Origin of the sequence: Terrirhizobium terrae, from assembly GCF_030323265.1 — a bacterium.
GTDB lineage: Bacteria > Pseudomonadota > Alphaproteobacteria > Rhizobiales > Rhizobiaceae > Neorhizobium.
Window position 1 is genome coordinate 692,368 of the sequence record NZ_CP104992.1, and the last position, 16,364, is coordinate 708,731.

Here is a 16,364-nt window from a genome sequence, read left to right on the forward strand (position 1 = left end):
ATTGCGTAAGATCAAAGAGCCGCTATCGCGCCGTGTAGCCGCCATCGACCAGCACATCCGTGCCGGTGATGAAGGCCGCACCATCGGACACCAGGAAGAGCGCGGTCGCCGCGATCTCTTCCGGCGTGCCGATGCGGCCGATCGGATGAAGCGGCGCAAGGGCGGCAACCGCCTGCTCTTCGCCGCCCGCCTGACGGGTGACGCGAGTGGTCAGAACCGCACCCGGCGACAGGCTGACAGCGCGAATGCCATCACCCGCATGATCGAGCGCGAGGCTTCTGGTCAGCGAATGCAGCGCCGCCTTGCTGGCCGAATAGGCAGCCCTGCCCGGCGTCGTCACATGGCCGAGCTGCGAGGCGATGTTGAGAATGACGCCGCCCTGCACCCGCATGTGAGGAATAGCGTATTTGCAGAGCAGGAAGGCGCCGGTCAGGTTGACGTCGAGCGTCCGCTTCCAGCTTTCGAGCGGAATTTCGCAGACGCTACCGAGCGGCGTTTCGGCCGCCGCATTGTTGACGACGATATCGATGCGGCCGAACTTGGCGACAACCTTTTCGATCGCAGCTTCGACAGATGTCGGTTCGGCGATGTCGCAGGCGATGGAAAGCATCAGTTCGTTCGCCTCGACGGCATGAAGGTCAAGCAGCGCCACCGAAGCGCCGGCCTCGGCAAAGCGCTTGGCGATCGCATAGCCGATATCGCCGCCGGCGCCTGTGACGATAGCGACGCGGCCCTTCAGCGGCTGGTTCTCGGACATGGGGCTGACCTTTCATCAAGAATTGCGAATGGCCCGAAACTGGCCGATCGCGAAATCGTTTGCAAATTAAATCTGTATTATTAACAATACAGATTCTGGGGCCATTACCCGCCGAGACAATGGTGAGAGTGGCGAGTGGAGAGGAAGAATGACCAAGGCGGAACCCCGCACCCTGTTCGACAAGATCTGGCAGAACCATGTGGTCGCCAGCCAGGCGGATGGCCAGCAACTGCTGTTCATCGACCGCCATCTCGTGCATGAAGGCTCGTTCCACGGCTTCAACAAGCTGAAGGAAAAGCAGGCGAAGGTCTCCCGCCCCGACCTCACCTTCGGCATGGTCGACCACTACGCCCCGACCCGGACCCGCGACCTCAACCACACCGATCCGGCCATCGCCGGCATGATTACCCAGCTTGAGGCCAACTGTCTGGCAAACGACGTGCGCATCTACGGGCTGAACGATCCCCGCCAGGGCATCGTCCATGTGGTCGGCCCCGAACAGGGCATCACGCTTCCCGGCGCCACGATCGTCTGCGGCGACAGTCATACCTCCACTCACGGCGCATTCGGCGCCATCGCCTTCGGCATCGGTGCCTCGGAAGTCGCCCATGTGCTGATGACGCAGACGCTGTGGCAGAAGAGGCCGAAGACGATGCGCGTCCGCTTCGACGGCAGGCTCGGCCTCGGCATCAGCGCCAAGGACATGGCGCTCGCCATGATCGCCACGATCGGCGCCGACGGCGCGCAGGGTCACGCGATCGAATATGCCGGCGAGGCAGTCCGGGCGCTTTCCATGGAAGGCCGCCTAACGCTCTGCAACCTCTCGATCGAAAGCGGTGCTCGCTGCGGTCTGGTCGCACCCGACATGACGACGGTGGATTTTCTCCGCAGCCGGCCGCTGGCACCGCAGGGCCAAATCTTCGATGAGGCGATCGAGGCATGGCTTTCGCTCGACAGCGACGGAGACGCGGAATTCGCCCGCGAGATCACCATCGACTGCCGCGACATCGCACCCATCGTCACCTGGGGCATCAGCCCGGAAGATGCGCTGCCGATCAGCGGCATAGTGCCGGTGCCCGACGCCATCCACGACGAATCCCGTTCGGCGCATATCCGCGAGGCAATCGATTACATGGGGCTGAGAGCCGGCCAGCCGCTCTCCGAGATTGCGATCGACCGCGTCTTCATCGGCTCCTGCACCAATAGCCGCATCGAGGATCTGCGCGCCGCCGCCGCCGTGCTCAGCGGCCGCAAGGCAGCCGTTCCCGGCCTCGTCTCGCCCGGCTCCTCCGTCGTCAAGCAGCGTGCCGAACAGGAAGGGCTCGACCGCATCTTCATCGATGCCGGTCTCGAATGGGTCGATTCCGGCTGTTCCATGTGCGTCGGCATGAATGGCGATCTCGTGGCGCCCGGCGAGCGCTGCGCTTCGACCACCAACCGCAATTTCAAGGGCCGCCAGGGCCCGAAGGCCCGCACGCATCTGATGTCGCCCGCGATGGTCGCGGCCGCCGCCGTCACCGGCCGCCTGACCGATGTCCGCGACCTGATGGGAGGACGCGCATGAAACCCTTCATTTCCCTGTCCGCCAAGGCCGCCCCCTGCCCTTCGCCAGCGTCGATACCGACCAGATCATCCCCGCCCGCTTCATGAAGCGCTCGCGCTCCGAAGGCTACGGCCAGTACCTGCTGCACGACATGCGCTTCGACGGCGAAGGCAGGCCGATCGCCGATTTCCCGCTCAATGCGGCGAACCGCCAGGGCGCGGAGATCCTCGTCGCCCGCCGCAATTTCGGCGCCGGCTCGTCGCGCGAGGCGGCGGTCTATGCTCTGGTCGACTACGGTTTCCGTTGCGTCATCGCCCCAAGCTTCGGCGATATTTTTCGTCCAATTCGGTCAACAACGGCCTGCTCCCGGCCCGGGTGAGCGAGGAGGATGCCGAGGAAATGCTGGCATTGCTGGAGGGTGGTCACGAGACGATTTCGGTCGATCTGGAGACGCAGGAAATCCGCCTCGCCAATCACGTCTTCCGTCTCGAGATTGAACCGGTCTGGCGCACGAAGCTGCTCAACGGCTGGGACGATCTGGACCTCACGGCAAGCTATGCCGCCGACATCGCCCGCTATGGCGAAGCCGATCGCGAACGGCATCCGTGGCTTCAGCAACCGGGCGCGGAGTAGGCCTCAGACACCCGATGATCCAAGCTTTGCCACGGCTGCCTTGAGCGCCACGCCGCTGACGCCGGTTCGGGTCATGTCCTTGACCAGCGCGGCGATGATGGTCGCGGCTTCGGCGATCGGCAGGCCGCCGTCGCGGATGTTCGACACGCAGTTGCGGCCGGAATCCGGGTTTCCCGGTTTCGGGCCGTAGGTGATGTAGGCACCGAGACTGTCGGCCGCCGAAAGGCCGGGGCGCTCGCCGACGAGCACGATGGCAAGTTTCGCACCGAGCGCATGGCCGACCGGATCGCCCAGCGCCACCCGCGCCTGAGCGGCAAGCACGATCGGTGCGAGCACCAGCCCGACCGCCGTCAGCTTCGGCGCCAGCGCCTCGATCAGCGGCACGGCATTGAGATCGACAGCGCTCGAAGACAATCCGTCGGCAACGACGATCGCGACGTCGAATGTCTCGCCCGCAGCCAGCGCCGTCAGCGTTTTGGTCGAGTTTTGACCGAGCAGCCGCCCGAGATCGGGCCGGCGCACATAGGTGCTCCGGTCGCCGGCCTCGCTTTCCACATGCACGGTCGTGAACCCGCCCGCGGCGAGCCGTTCCTCCAGTCCCGCCCGGTCGACGCTCGTCCACACCGCCTCGCGGGCTCTTGCATGGTCGAGCAGGAAGGAGAGCTGCGCCCGTGTCGGCAAGCCGGCACCATGGCGGCCGAGCGAAACGCGGGCATCGGTCATCTGGCGAAGGTCGAGTGTCTGGCCGGTTTCGGAGATATCGGAATCTGACGACGCACCGCCTGCGGGTTCGATTATCTTTCCCATCGTCACGCCCCGATCAATCTGGCTGTGTGCATATAGCTCGACAGCGCCGCCGGCTCGCCGACGAGAGCACCGTCGCGATCAGTCAGCCCGATCTCTTTGAGCCACGCCTCGAATTCCGGCGCCGGCGGGCGTTTCAGGGTCTCGCGGCAATAGACGGCGTCGTGATGGGAGAGCGACTGGTAGTTCAGCATGATGTCGTCCGCGCCCGGCACGGTGATGACGAAATTGACATTGGCCGCGCAGAGCAGCGTCAGCAGCGTATCCATGTCCTCCTGGTCGGCATCGGCATGGTTGGTGTAGCAGACGTCGACGCCCATCGGCAAACCGAGCAGCTTGCCGCAGAAATGGTCCTCGATGCCGGCGCGGATGATCTGCTTGCCGTTGAACAGGTATTCCGGCCCGATGAAGCCGACGACGGTGTTGACGAGCAGCGGATCGAATTCACGGGCCACCGCATAGGCCCGCACCTCCATCGTCTGCTGGTCGACGCCGAAATGCGCGTCGGCCGAGAGGGCCGCGCCCTGTCCCGTCTCGAAATACATGACGTTCGCCCCCGGCATGCCGCGCTTCAGCGATTGCCCCGCCTCGTGAGCCTCTTTCAGAACCGCAAGATCGACGCCAAAACCGTGATTGGCCTTTTGTGAGCCGGCCACCGACTGGAAGACGAGGTCGACAGGCGCGCCGCGTTCGATCGCCTGGATCGCGGTGGTCACATGGCCGAGACAGCAGGTCTGGGTCGGGATGGCGAGCTTTTCCCGCAATTCGTCCAGCAACGAAACGATGCGGATGTAATCGTCCACCGCATCGGTGGCCGGATTGACGCCGATCACAGCATCGCCGGAGCCCATCAGCAGACCGTCGATGGCCGAGGCGATGATGCCGCGGCTGTCGTCTGTCGGGTGATTGGGCTGGTTGCGGGTTGAAAGCCGGCCGGCAAGCCCGATCGTGTTGCGGAAACGGGTGACGACGCGACGCTTGGCCGAGACCGCGATCATGTCCTGTAGCCGCATGATCTTCGATACCGCCGCCACCATTTCCGGTGTCAGGCCCCAGGTGACCGCTTCGAGCCGGTCATGGGTCGTCTCGGGCTTGAGCAGCCATTCGCGCAACTCGCCTACGGTGAGCGAGGAAATGGCGGCAAAGGCTGCCGGATCATGCCGCGCGGCGATCAGCCGGGAGACCTCGTCATCGTCTGATGAAATCACCTCCTCGACCAGAAACGCCTTGAGCGGCAGGTCCGCCAGCGCCATCTGCGCTGCCAGTCGCTTGACAGGCCCCTCGGCCGCAATTCCCGCGAGCTGGTCACCTGATCGCTCCGGCGTCGCCTTTGCCAGAAGATCCTTCAAATCATCGAAGCGGAATACTGTCTGCTCGATCGTCGTCGTAAAACCCATGGATGATCAACCCGCCAGAACGGTTAGAATATATAGGCCTCCCGTGGGACGCGAGCTTCCTCCGACCTGTGCCCCTTGCGGAATTAAGCACGAGAACCGGACGCAATTTCAAGTTCAATATTACCATGCGCCCGCAAGACTGGCGTGCTTGACCTATCGCCTGCGCCTAATATTTAGGATCCATGGATTCTCAAGGCACACCAACCAATTCGCGTTTCGATATCGAAGCCCTGCGCGACACCATCCGCCGCATCGCCAAGGGGCGAGACACCTGGGCCTTGCGCTGGCAGGCGCTGCTCGCCTTCATCGACATCTGCATCCTCGCCTTTTTCCTGCTTGGCCCCTATCTCCGCGACGGACCGTCCTATCTGATCATTGACTACATGATCGCCGTCTGGATCGCAGCCGAACTGATCGCGCGGTCGCTGGCGGCACCGTCTCTTGGCCGGTTCGTGAAGAACCCGATGACCTGGGTCGATCTCGTGATCCTGGCTACACTCATGTTTCCGGACACGCTGTTCAATTTTGCCTTTCTGCGTGTCATGCGCATCTGGGCGATCGGCCGGAGCCCACTACTGAAGGAAGTCATGCGCCGCTTCGGCTGCCTGCATCTGGAGGACGTCACGCGGGCCTGCCTGAACTTCCTCGTCTTCCTGTTCATGGTCACGGGCTTCGTCTACACGACCTTCTTCTATAATCGCGATGGCGGCGAGGGTTTTGTCGACGCCCTCTATTTCACCGTTGCGACGATCACCACGACCGGCTTTGGCGACATCACACTTCCCGGCACGCTCGGTAAGCTGACCTCGGTCGTCACCATGATCATCGGCATCTCGCTCTTCGTGCGGCTGGCGCAGGCGATCGTGCGGCCGAACAAGGTGCGCTTCCCCTGCCCGCAATGCGGCCTGCAGCGGCATGACACCGACGCCGTACACTGCAAGGCCTGCGGGCATCTGCTCAATATTCCCGACGAAGGCCACTAACCGCGCGTCTTGTAAAACTGTGCTATAGCGAGCTGATGAGACAGAAGAGGCACAGTATTTGACGACGCTGCAGGAAGTCGCGGCCAGAGCCGGATGTTCGCCCGCGACAGCAAGCCGGGCCCTGACGCTGAAGGGCTCGGTCAGCGAAGCGATGCTGCGCAAGGTGCGCCGGGCGGCGGCCGAACTCGGCTATCGCCATGCGGCGACGGGCAAATCCGGCCGCCGCCTCGTCATCGGCGTGCTGATCCCGAGCATCACCAACCCGGTCTTTTCCTCATCGCTCTCCAGCATCGAGAACCGCATGCTGATGGCCGGGCATGGCGTGCTGATCGCCCAGTCCCACTACGACCCGGCCCGCGAGCTGGATGCGGTGGCGGCACTTCTCAATGAAAAGCCGACCGGCCTGATCCTCACCCTTTGCAGTCCCGATAAAAGCGATGTGCTGGGCTTGCCGCTGCCGCCGACGGTGCTGCTTCACAATCGCCCAACCGAACGTTTCCCCTCTGCCGTGACGGTCGATAATTTCAAGGCGGGGCACGAGCTTGCGGCCATGCTGCGGGCGCTCGGCCACGAGCGCATCCTCTTCGTCTCCGGCAGTTTTGCAGCCTCCGACCGCGCCCGCCTGCGCTATCAGGGTTATACGCAGGCGATGGTGGAGACGGGCGTCATGCCGCTGCCCGCCATGCAGATTTCCTTCGTCGGCGATTACGACATGCTGGATCTCAGCACCACCATGGCCGATATCCGTCCGACCGCGATCATCGCCTCCAACGACCTTCTCGCCTTCGGCGTCATCGGCGCCCTGCGCCGCGAGGGACTGTCCGTGCCGAGTGACGTCTCGGTCGCCGGCTTCGACGGGATATCGCTCGGCCGGCTGATGGATCCGCCGCTGACGACGATCGAGATGCCCGATGCGAGCATGGGCGCCGCCGCCGCCTCGCTGCTGCTCGACATCGCCGAAAACGCCGCCCAGCCCCGCCATCTGGAGGTGGCCTATTCGCTCAGGCGCGGGGGACGGTGCGGGCGATTTGAAGCGCACGGCAACACGGCTAGATCGCAAACGCATCAAGTCGTCCCTGAGCAGCACCCTGCCGAGGTGTCAGAACCCGATCCGGAGAAGCGCACGCATATGCGGGGCCTCAGGGAAATTAAAGTAATGTGGCTCCGCATATGCGTGGCCTTCGGCGTCTTTTCGGGACTTCCGGTCCCTACGGGTGATCCTCTCGCCTCGCTGCACACCGGATTTCGCCGGTGCTTGGACGGCTCAACCGAACCCGGCATGGCTGCCGGGGGAGGCTTGATAGGAAAGCCCGCCTTGCGACAGTCCCTCCATGAGTTTCACCCCTTTCGCCCTTGCCGCACGTTACGGTTCAAACGAAAGCGCCGGCTCCCGCCTGCCCGCGAACGTCTCGCGAAACACTCCGGCGACGGAAGCAGAGGGATTGTAGGCACAGGTTCGGATGGGGTGGACGATAAGGGACATGCGAAAACGAAAAAAACGCCGGACCTTTCGATCCGGCGGCCGATGATTGGAGAAGAGCAGCAGCTTAGCCGCGCGGCAGCAGGCGCTTGACTTCCTTGGCAGCGTCTTCGAGAGCCTCTTCCGGCGTGGCCGACTGGTCGACGACGCGGGCGGTGTTGTCGACGATCGTCTGGGTGACGCGAACGCCGTTCGAACCTGGGAAGGCGTACCACGGGATCATCCGCGGCATCTGCTTCAGGCCGGCCTGGAACAGCGGGTTCTTCTGGTAGAACTCGCCGAGATAATCAGGCGACTTGGCGGCCAGTTCGTTGTTCGGAACGTAGCCCGTGCCCGGAACGACGACCGAGGCACCGTAGGGGCCGGCGGCGAACTTGGCAAATTTCCAGGCGGCTTCCTGGCGGGCTTCGTCCTTTGTCAGGATGACGACGGCATTGCCACCGGTCGGCAGCTTGCCGTTTTCCGGGTCGAGAAGCGGGATTTCGGCCGTGCGCAGGTCGAACTTGTCGCCGACATTCTTGATCGTGTTGCGCAGCGCGCCGGTGGTCTGGAAGGCAAAGCCGACCTTACCGGCGACGAAGGCCTGCTCACCGGCCTGCTTGGTGAAGACCGGCATGCCGGCTTCCTTGACGAGGCGGTCGACGACCTGCATCGCCTTCTGGCCCTTTTCGTCGTTGAACGTGACCTTGCTTTCGTCTTCCGACAGCATCGAACCGCCGGCACCGAACAGAAGGGCCGAGAACATCCAGTCGTCGCCCTGCCAGCGGAAGTCGACGGAATCGACGCCGTTGCCGAGTGCCTTGATCTTGGCGCCGAGTGCAATGACCTCGTCCCAGGTCTTCGGAGGCTGGTCCGGGTTGCCGCCGGCAGCCTTAACCAGATCGGCGTTGTAGTACATGATCGGGTTCGACGTCGCGAAAGCGAGACCGACCTGCTTGCCGTTGACCTGGGCGAGCTTCAGAATGTTGTCCGAGAAGCCCTGCTCGGCCATCGTCGCCTTGTCCTTGGCGATCATCGGGCCCATGTCGACCGGAATGTCACGCTCGTTGGCCATGCGCAGACGGTTGAGAGCGATGAAGGTCAGGTCCGGCATTTCGGACGTGCCGACCTGGCGCATGATCGTCTGGATGCCTTCCTCGTAGGTCGCGGAAGGGTTGGCGAACTGGATCTTGATATCCGGGTTCTCTTCCATGAACTTCTTCGAGATCGTGTCCATCACGTCCTTGAAGAAGCCAGGCATCGGGTAATGCACGTTGAGCGTGGTTTCGGCATGGGCCGGCAGCGAGAACGTCATTGCGACGGTTGCAGCGGCAAGGATCTTGGTGAAATGCTTCATCGCATTGCTCCTGTTTCGGGGCGGCTTGGTATGGACGACCGGCTTCGGGTTCAGCCCTTGAGACCGGTCATGGTGATCCCTTCGACGAAGCGTTTCTGCGCAATGAGAAAGGCTGCGACGAGAGGGAAGTGATGATCAGGGTAGCGGCCATCAGCGCGCCGTAGTCGTCGCCCGCTTCCGCGGCGCGGAAATAGAGAAGACCGAGCGGCGGCGTGGCATAGGCCTGGTTCGAGACGACGATCAGCGGCCAATAGAGATCGTTCCAGTGGGCCACGACCGAGAAGATCGAAAACGCGGTGATCGCCGGCCAGGCATTCGGCACGATGACCCGGGCAATGACGCCGATCTCACTCATGCCGTCTAGGCGCGCGGCATGGATCAGGTCGTCCGGCATGGCGCGGAAGAACTGCAGGAACAGGAAGATGCCGAAGACCGAGATGGAGAACGGGGCGACCAGCGCCACATAGCTGTTGAGCGCACCGACATTGTCGAAGGCCACGTAGAGCGGCAGCGAAGTGGCATGGATCGGCACCAGCAGGCCGAGCATGACCAGCACCATCATCGCCTTGGCGGCACGGAACTTCAGCTTCGCCATGGCATAGGCGCAGGGGATGGCGATGACGACCTGGATGACCAGGATCAGCAGGCAGACCATCACGCCGTTGAACAGCAGCGTCGGCATGTGCACGCGCGACCAGGCCTTGGCGAAGTTCTCCATGTAGAACCACTGCTGCGGGATGAGGTTCAGAGACGAGGTGAAGATGTCGCTCTGCGCCTTGCCGGCCGTCGAGATCATGAAGATGTAGGGCGCCAGGAAGAACAAGGCCCCGAGGCTGAGGATGGAGAGCCGGACGACGCGCCCAAGGGAAAAGGAGGGAGTGAAGGCGTTCGCGCTCATGAGTAATGCACCTGCTTGTCCTGGACGCGGTACTGGATGAACATCAGGACGACGAGGATGGCGAGGAAGACGACCGTCATGGCCGAGGCATAGCCGACACGCAGGTAGACGAAGCCTTCCTGGTAGATCGTGTAGAGCAGCACTTCGGAGGCCTTGTTGGGGCCGCCTTCGGTGAGCGTCTTCACCGTCTCGAACACCTTGACCGAATTGATGACACTGATCGTGGTGACGAAGAGCGTGGTCGGTCCGAGCATCGGCCAGGTGACCAGACGGAACCGATCCCACGAGGACTTTGCGCCATCGATTTCGGCCGCCGAATAGAGTTCACGCGGAATAGCGGTGAGGCCGGCGAGGAAAAGCACGAGATTGAAGCCGACCGACTGCCACACACCGATGATCGACAGGCTGTAGAGCACCATGCCGGCCGAGCCGAGCCAGTTCGGACCGGCAATGCCGATCATCGACAGCATCGTGTTGATCGGGCCGATCGTCGGATGGAAGAGGTACTGCCAGACGGTGGCCATGGCGACGAGCAGCGAGGCGACCGGCAGGAAGTAGGCGGTGCGGAAGAAGGATTTTCCGATGCCTTCCGCCTCGATCAGCATCGCGAGACCGAGCGCCATGAAGATCGAGATGGGGGTGACGATCGCCGCATAGACGGTCGTGTTCCATAGCGACTTCAGGAAGGTGCGATCGTCGAACAGTTCGACATAGTTTTCCAGGCCGACGAATTCGAAGGTCGGATAACCGAGTTCGAAATTGGTGAAGCCGAGGAAGATGACGGCGGCGACCGGCAGGATGATAAACAGGAAGACGAGGAAGATCGCCGGCAGCGACAGCATCAGGCCGGCACGGGCCTCCTGCCGTTCGGCAACGGAGCGCCGGGCTTTCGAAGCTACGGGCACCTGACCGATCGAGGTTACGGCCATGTCAGCCATGGGCCGCCTCCTTGACCGCATTCTCGACGAGCGGTGCCGACGGAAGGCGGACACCATCGGCGCCGAAGACGAAGATGTGCTCCGCGGATGCGGAAAGGCGGATCGGCATGCCGGCGGTAAGACCGGCACCTTCCGCCGGGGACACCTTGGCAATCATGGTTTCGCCGATCGCATCGAGCTTGCTGTAGACGATGATCTCCGAACCGAGGAATTCGACGCGCTCGACATGGGCGGGAAGTCCCGCTTCGCCCGAACGCGAGATCTGCACGAATTCCGAGCGGACACCGAGCGTGACCGGCGTATCGGCGGCCAGATTGCGGTCGGCGAGGACGCAGCGTTCCGTGCCGAGCGTCACGATGCCGTTCGAGCCAACATGCGAGGAGACGAGGTTGATGCGCGGCTGGCCGACGAATTTTGCGACCTCGATATGCTGCGGATCGTCATAGATGACCTGCGGCGGGGCGAGCTGCAGCAGCGACCCGCCGATCATCACGGCGACGCGGTCGGCCATCGACAGGGCTTCGGCCTGGTCGTGGGTGACATAGACGGTCGGCACGCCGGCACGACGATGGAGTTCGACGATTTCGCCGCGCGCATGGACGCGCAGATTGGCATCGAGGTTGGACAGCGGCTCGTCCATCAGGAACACGGCCGGACGACGCACCATGGCGCGCGCAAGCGCCACGCGCTGCCGCTGCCCGCCGGACATCTGCCCTGGCTTGCGGTCGAGAAGATGGTCGATCTTCAGCGACGCCGCCATCTCGCGGACGTCGCGATGGATATCGGCAACGGCCTGGCGCTGACCGGGCATGAGCGGCGCGACGAAGGGAATGCGCTGGGCGCGCGTCAGCCGGCGCATGACGAGCGGCACGGCAATGTTCTGCGCCGCCGTCAGATGGGGGTAGAGCGCGTAGGACTGGAAGACCATGGCAATGTTGCGATCGGCGGCCTGAACCTGGGAGACTTCGCGGCCATCAATGACGATCTCGCCGCTATCGGCGCTGTCAAGACCGGCGAGGATGCGCAGAAGCGTGCTCTTGCCGCAGCCCGACGGACCGACCAGCGCGATGAATTCGCCCGGCTGCGCCTCGAGGCTGACGCCCTTGAGGATCTGGTTGCCGCCGAAGGACTTCTGGATATTGGAAAGGCTGAGCGTGGTCATTCCGCGGCCTCCTCGTTGATGCGTCGCAGGGACTTTGCCAGCGGGCCGCCCTTCGGCACGGCCTGCGGATAGACTTCGTGGATCACGTCATCGATGTAATGGGCGGTCATGCCCGGCACCGCGACGATCTCGCTCGTCACATTGTCCTTGAACTCGTGGACGACGGCACCGACCAGACGCTCGCCCGGCATTTCGCGCTCCAGCGTATCGATGATGAAGGCGGCCGACGGGCCCCAGACGACGGATGTATTGCCGACCTGGCCCTTCCAGGCCCAGTGGAGATGGCCGCTGGCAAACAGCGCGACGTCATGTGCCGCCATCAGGTCGTAGAAGCGCTTGCGCTCGTCAGGGCGCATGCCCCAATATCCGGTGTCGCCCTCATGCGGCTCATCGACGAAAAGCGGCTTGTGGGAGAACAAGGCAAGCCGGCGTCCGTTGCGCTCTTCGAATGTGGTCCGCAACCATTCGAACTGTGCTTCTTCTTCCTCGCTCTTTTGACCGAGAAGCATCGCGTTGAGCCCAACGAAACGCCAGCCTTCCTTATCCTCTACGAAGCGATCGCCACCTGTCAGATCGCGCCAGCGCGTCAGGCGCTCAGCATTCACCGGCTGGCTCATGTCGGCGAAATGACCGACATCGTGATTGCCGGGAACGACAAGCATCGGCGTCGAGACCTGGCGCATCAGGTCCATCGAGAAGGAGATGTCGTCCGCCTTGTCGGCGCCATCGACCGAAAGGTCGCCGGTATGGATTATCAGGTCGGCCTTCTGGTCTTCGATCCAGGTCAGGAGTGGCGCCCAGTTGCCGTTGAAATGAGTCTTTTCCGGGCTGAAATGGGTGTCGGTGATCTGGATGATTTTCATTGCTGGTCGCTCTTTGCCTTCATGGCGCCCCTCGTCCGGGGCGGTCTTGGCGGCCTCTTTAGTCCCCTCCCATGTCAGGCAGGTAACAGCGCTTTCCAGCCGTCTTTCATTTTGTTCATAAATTCTTCATGACCGACTTTTCCCCGGTGCCGGGCACAGATCCGATGACGGAGGAAGGGGCGTCGCGTGTCGTATATCGACTGGGCTGCGCCACGAACTGTCGCTAATGTCCGTCCGCATATTCAGGAGTCGGGCAATGGCAGAATTTCCAACCAAGGCAAAAGTGGTCATCATAGGTCTGGGCGGCATCGTCGGTGCGTCCATCGCCCACCATCTGGTGGAGCGCGGCTGGGACGATATCGTCGGCATCGACAAGTCCGGCATCCCGACCGATATCGGCTCGACCGCCCATGCCTCCGACTTTTGCTACACGACCAGCCACGACTACTTGTCTGTCTGGACGACGCAGTATTCGATCGATTTCTACGAGAAGATGGGCCACTACGCCCGCATCGGCGGCCTGGAAGTGGCCCGCACCGGCGACGACAGCTGGATGGAGGAGATCAAGCGCAAGCTGACGTCTGCGAAGGCATTCGGCACCCGCGCCCACTATGTTTCGCCGGCGGAGATCAAAAAACTCTTCCCGCTGATCGAGGAGGATCAGGTCCAGGGCGGCATGTTCGATCCCGACGCCGGCCTCGTCATTCCCCGCAGCCAAACCGTTGCCGGCAAGCTGGTCGACGCTGCCGAAAAGGCCGGCAAGCTGAAGATATTCGGCAATACGCCGGCAACTTCGCTGATCGTCGAGAACGGCCGCATCAAGGGCGTCGTCACCCATCGCGGCACGATCATGGCCGACCATGTGATCGTCTGTGCGGGCATCTGGGGCCGACTGATCGCCGAGATGGTGGGCGAAGACCTGCCGGTCATGCCGGTCGACCATCCGCTGACCTTCTTCGGGCCCTACAACGAATTCGTCGGCACCGGCAAGGAAATCGGCTATCCGCTGCTGCGCGACCAGGGCAATTCCGCCTATATGCGCGATACCGGCGACCCGAACACGACGGAAGGTGGCCAGATCGAGTGGGGCTATTACGAGACCGACAACCCGCGCCTCTGCCACCCACGCGACATTCTCGAAAAGCACGAGGCGCGCCTGTCGCCCTCACAGCGCGATCTCGACATGGAACAGATCCTGACGCCGCTCGAGCGCGCGATGGAACTGACGCCGATCCTCGGCGAGCTCGGCTATAACGAGGGCCATTCGTTCAACGGCCTGCTGCAGGTCTCGGCGGCCGGTGGCCCGTCCTGCGGCGAAAGTCAGAAAGTGCGCGGCCTCTGGTACTGCGTCGCCATCTGGGTCAAGGACGGCCCCGGTTACGGCAAGCTGATCGCCGACTGGATGACGGACGGCCGCACCGAGATCGACCACAATTCGATCGACTATTCCCGTTTCTACCCGCACCAGCTGACGGAAGAGTTCATCGAGGGCCGCACCCGCGAGGCCGCCCAGAAGATCTACTTCCCGGCCGTTCACCCGCGCGAGCCCTACGCGACCGGCCGCGGCGCGAAAAATCGCCCTTCCACGAACGCGAGAAGGAGCTCGGCGGTTACTTCATGGAACTCGGCGGCTGGGAGCGCGCCCACGGCTATACCGCCAACGAGCACTTGCTGGAGAAATACGCCAATCAGGTGCCGGTGCGTGAGAACGAATGGGACAACCGCCATTTCTGGCGCGTTTCCAATGCCGAACATCTGGCGATGAGCGAGGACTGCGGCATCGTCAACCTCTCCCATTTCCACATGGTTGATATCGAAGGCCCGGATCACGTCGAGCTGCTGGAATGGCTCTGTGCGGCAAAGATCGGCGGTGATGCCAATATCGGCAAGGGCATCTATACCCACTTCCTCGACGACGAGGGCATGGTGCGCGCCGATTTCACCGTCTTCCGCATGGAGGACCGTGGCCGTCTGGTGAACGGCGCCGATGCCGGTCCGCGCGATTTCCACTACATGAAGCGCGTCGCCGAGGATCGTGGCCTCGACGTCACCATTACCGACGTCTCGGAAAAATTCGTCACCATCGGCATCTGGGGCCCGAATGCCCGCGATACGCTGAAGAAGGTGGTTGCCGATCCGGCCGGCCTCGATGTCGAAAACTTCGCCTTCGCCGCGATCAAGCCGATCGAGATCGCCGGCAAGAAGGTCTCCGCCTTCCGCATTTCCTATGTCGGCGAACAGGGCTGGGAACTGCATATGAAATACGAGGACGGCCTTGCCGTCTGGGACGCGCTGCGCGCCACCGGCGTGATGGCCTTCGGCGTCGAGACCTATGCCAATTCGCGCCGCATGGAAAAATCGCTGCGCCTGCAGAACGGTGACCTGCTCACCCAGTATAACCTGATCGAGGCGGATCTGGCCCGTCCGAAGGTCAAGGAAGCCGATTTCCGCGGCAAGGCGAAGCATCTGGAATACAAGGCGCGTGCCAACCAGCCGGCCATGCTCTGCACCCTCGTCATGACCGAGAATACCGATGCCAAGGGCGTCAAGCGCTATCCGGTGGGTTCCATGCCGGTAGTCGATCCGGAGACCGGCAAGACGCTGGTCGATGAACTCGGCCGTATTTCCTACACGACCTCGGTCGCCTATGGCCCGACGATCGGCAAGAACATCGCGCTCGCCTATCTGCCATGGGATTATTGCCAGGTCGGCCGCAAGCTGAATGTCGAGTATTTTGCCGAGACCTACCCGGTCGAGGTGGTCGGCGTCGGCTACAAGCCGATCTACGATCCGGAGAATCTGAAACCGAGAACCTGATCGCAGCGTCAGCAACTGAAAGCTTTAGAACAAGCGTCCGAAAAGCCGGTGATTGCAGCAGCAATCATCGGCTTTTCCGTTTTGCCCTCAACCAATTGCGTTGCTGCAACAGTCACGGCGTACAGCCGTCCGAAAACTTGACAAAACGATGAATATTTCTTGTGTGCAGTGCACACGGCTGGTAGCCGGAAGGTCATGCAAACGGCCTATTCCGCAGAAATCGTCTCGACCTTCCTCGGCTTGCGAAAGGTCCTTCTTTCGACCATCGCCAGGATGGTGAAATCACCGACGACGGCGGAAGATCTCGTGCAGGACACGTTCCTGCGACTGTGGGAGCGGCAGGCCGATCTTCGCAATCGGCCATTGCAGCCGGGCTACATCGTCCGCATCGGCCGAAACCTTGCCATCGACTTCAAGCGCCGGGAGCGCATCGCGCCTTTCGTCGGCGGCATCGAAGACCTGCAGTTCATCAAGGATCCGACGCCGACGCCCGAGGATCACACGATCGCCAGCGAGAACCTGCGGGTCATTTCCGATGCCATCACATCCCTCCCGCCCCGTGCCCGGGAAGTCTTCGTCATGGCCCGCATTGACGGCCTGACCTATGTCGAGATTGGCAAGAGACTCGGCATTTCCCCCAAGACGGTCTTCAGCCACATGGTCGTGGCACTGGAACGCCTGGATCAGGCACATCAATCTGCACGCTGATACGATTTCGATCGAAACCCGACCCAGATTTTCAGGATGTCGGCT

At 62.6% G+C, this 16,364-nt stretch carries 12 protein-coding genes and 3 pseudogenes; 7 read left to right on the plus strand and 8 right to left on the minus strand.

The window, feature by feature from the left end; translation table 11 throughout:
* Positions 1-22: 22 nt before the first annotated feature.
* Positions 23-757, minus strand: a complete 735-nt coding sequence (locus N7E02_RS11440; protein WP_286582036.1) for an SDR family NAD(P)-dependent oxidoreductase — start codon at positions 755-757, stop codon at positions 23-25.
* Positions 758-905: 148 nt separating this feature from the next.
* Between N7E02_RS11440 and leuC the strand changes: the two genes are divergently transcribed.
* The 3 genes from leuC (at position 906) to N7E02_RS29615 (ending at position 2,933) form a co-directional block, all read left to right on the plus strand.
* On the plus strand, positions 906-2,321 hold the full coding sequence (gene leuC / locus N7E02_RS11445; RefSeq protein WP_286582037.1) for a 3-isopropylmalate dehydratase large subunit: 1,416 nt from the start codon (positions 906-908) through the stop codon (positions 2,319-2,321).
* Positions 2,322-2,403: 82 nt separating this feature from the next.
* The gene (locus N7E02_RS29610; protein ID WP_353622873.1) at positions 2,404-2,679 is read left to right on the plus strand and encodes a 3-isopropylmalate dehydratase small subunit; all 276 of its coding nucleotides are present in this window, start codon (positions 2,404-2,406) and stop codon (positions 2,677-2,679) included.
* A 20-nt stretch (positions 2,680-2,699) separates the two neighbouring features.
* The gene (locus N7E02_RS29615) at positions 2,700-2,933 is read left to right on the plus strand and encodes a 3-isopropylmalate dehydratase small subunit (RefSeq protein WP_353622874.1); all 234 of its coding nucleotides are present in this window, start codon (positions 2,700-2,702) and stop codon (positions 2,931-2,933) included.
* A 3-nt stretch (positions 2,934-2,936) separates the two neighbouring features.
* Here the strand turns inward: N7E02_RS29615 and eutC are convergent, their stop codons facing one another.
* Positions 2,937-3,740 (minus strand): ethanolamine ammonia-lyase subunit EutC, encoded by an 804-nt coding sequence (eutC, locus tag N7E02_RS11455; protein WP_286582038.1) that lies wholly within the window; start codon positions 3,738-3,740, stop codon positions 2,937-2,939.
* Between the two features lie 2 nt (positions 3,741-3,742).
* Positions 3,743-5,134, minus strand: a complete 1,392-nt coding sequence (locus tag N7E02_RS11460) for an ethanolamine ammonia-lyase subunit EutB (protein ID WP_286582040.1) — start codon at positions 5,132-5,134, stop codon at positions 3,743-3,745.
* A 182-nt stretch (positions 5,135-5,316) separates the two neighbouring features.
* On the opposite strand from N7E02_RS11460, the gene N7E02_RS11465 reads away from it, so the two are divergent.
* The gene (locus tag N7E02_RS11465; RefSeq protein ID WP_286582042.1) at positions 5,317-6,117 is read left to right on the plus strand and encodes a potassium channel family protein; all 801 of its coding nucleotides are present in this window, start codon (positions 5,317-5,319) and stop codon (positions 6,115-6,117) included.
* 58 nt (positions 6,118-6,175) lie between these two features.
* A pseudogene (locus N7E02_RS11470) lies at positions 6,176-7,132 on the plus strand (substrate-binding domain-containing protein); the annotation flags it as partial.
* A 532-nt stretch (positions 7,133-7,664) separates the two neighbouring features.
* On the opposite strand, the gene N7E02_RS11475 reads toward N7E02_RS11470, so the two are convergent.
* The 5 genes and pseudogenes from N7E02_RS11475 to N7E02_RS11495 all read right to left on the minus strand — a co-directional run bounded on the left by N7E02_RS11475 (position 7,665) and on the right by N7E02_RS11495 (position 12,794).
* The gene (locus tag N7E02_RS11475; RefSeq protein WP_286582044.1) at positions 7,665-8,933 is read right to left on the minus strand and encodes an ABC transporter substrate-binding protein; all 1,269 of its coding nucleotides are present in this window, start codon (positions 8,931-8,933) and stop codon (positions 7,665-7,667) included.
* A 50-nt stretch (positions 8,934-8,983) separates the two neighbouring features.
* Positions 8,984-9,831 (minus strand): annotated as a pseudogene (locus N7E02_RS11480) (carbohydrate ABC transporter permease).
* The gene (locus tag N7E02_RS11485) at positions 9,828-10,760 is read right to left on the minus strand and encodes a carbohydrate ABC transporter permease (protein WP_374730717.1); all 933 of its coding nucleotides are present in this window, start codon (positions 10,758-10,760) and stop codon (positions 9,828-9,830) included. The pseudogene N7E02_RS11480 and the gene N7E02_RS11485 overlap by 4 nt, the downstream one beginning before the upstream one ends.
* A 1-nt stretch (position 10,761) precedes the next feature.
* The gene (locus N7E02_RS11490; RefSeq protein WP_286582049.1) at positions 10,762-11,931 is read right to left on the minus strand and encodes an ABC transporter ATP-binding protein; all 1,170 of its coding nucleotides are present in this window, start codon (positions 11,929-11,931) and stop codon (positions 10,762-10,764) included.
* Complete coding sequence (locus N7E02_RS11495) at positions 11,928-12,794, minus strand: metallophosphoesterase family protein (RefSeq protein ID WP_286582050.1); 867 nt, start codon at positions 12,792-12,794, stop codon at positions 11,928-11,930. The genes N7E02_RS11490 and N7E02_RS11495 overlap by 4 nt, the downstream gene beginning before the upstream one ends.
* A gap of 256 nt (positions 12,795-13,050) precedes the next feature.
* On the opposite strand from N7E02_RS11495, the pseudogene N7E02_RS11500 reads away from it, so the two are divergent.
* Together N7E02_RS11500 and N7E02_RS11505 are read left to right on the plus strand one after the other, a co-directional pair.
* Positions 13,051-15,611: pseudogene (locus tag N7E02_RS11500) on the plus strand (GcvT family protein).
* 195 nt (positions 15,612-15,806) lie between these two features.
* A complete protein-coding gene (locus N7E02_RS11505; RefSeq protein ID WP_286582052.1) occupies positions 15,807-16,319 on the plus strand; it encodes an RNA polymerase sigma factor in 513 nt (170 codons plus the stop codon).
* Positions 16,320-16,364 lie beyond the last annotated feature (45 nt).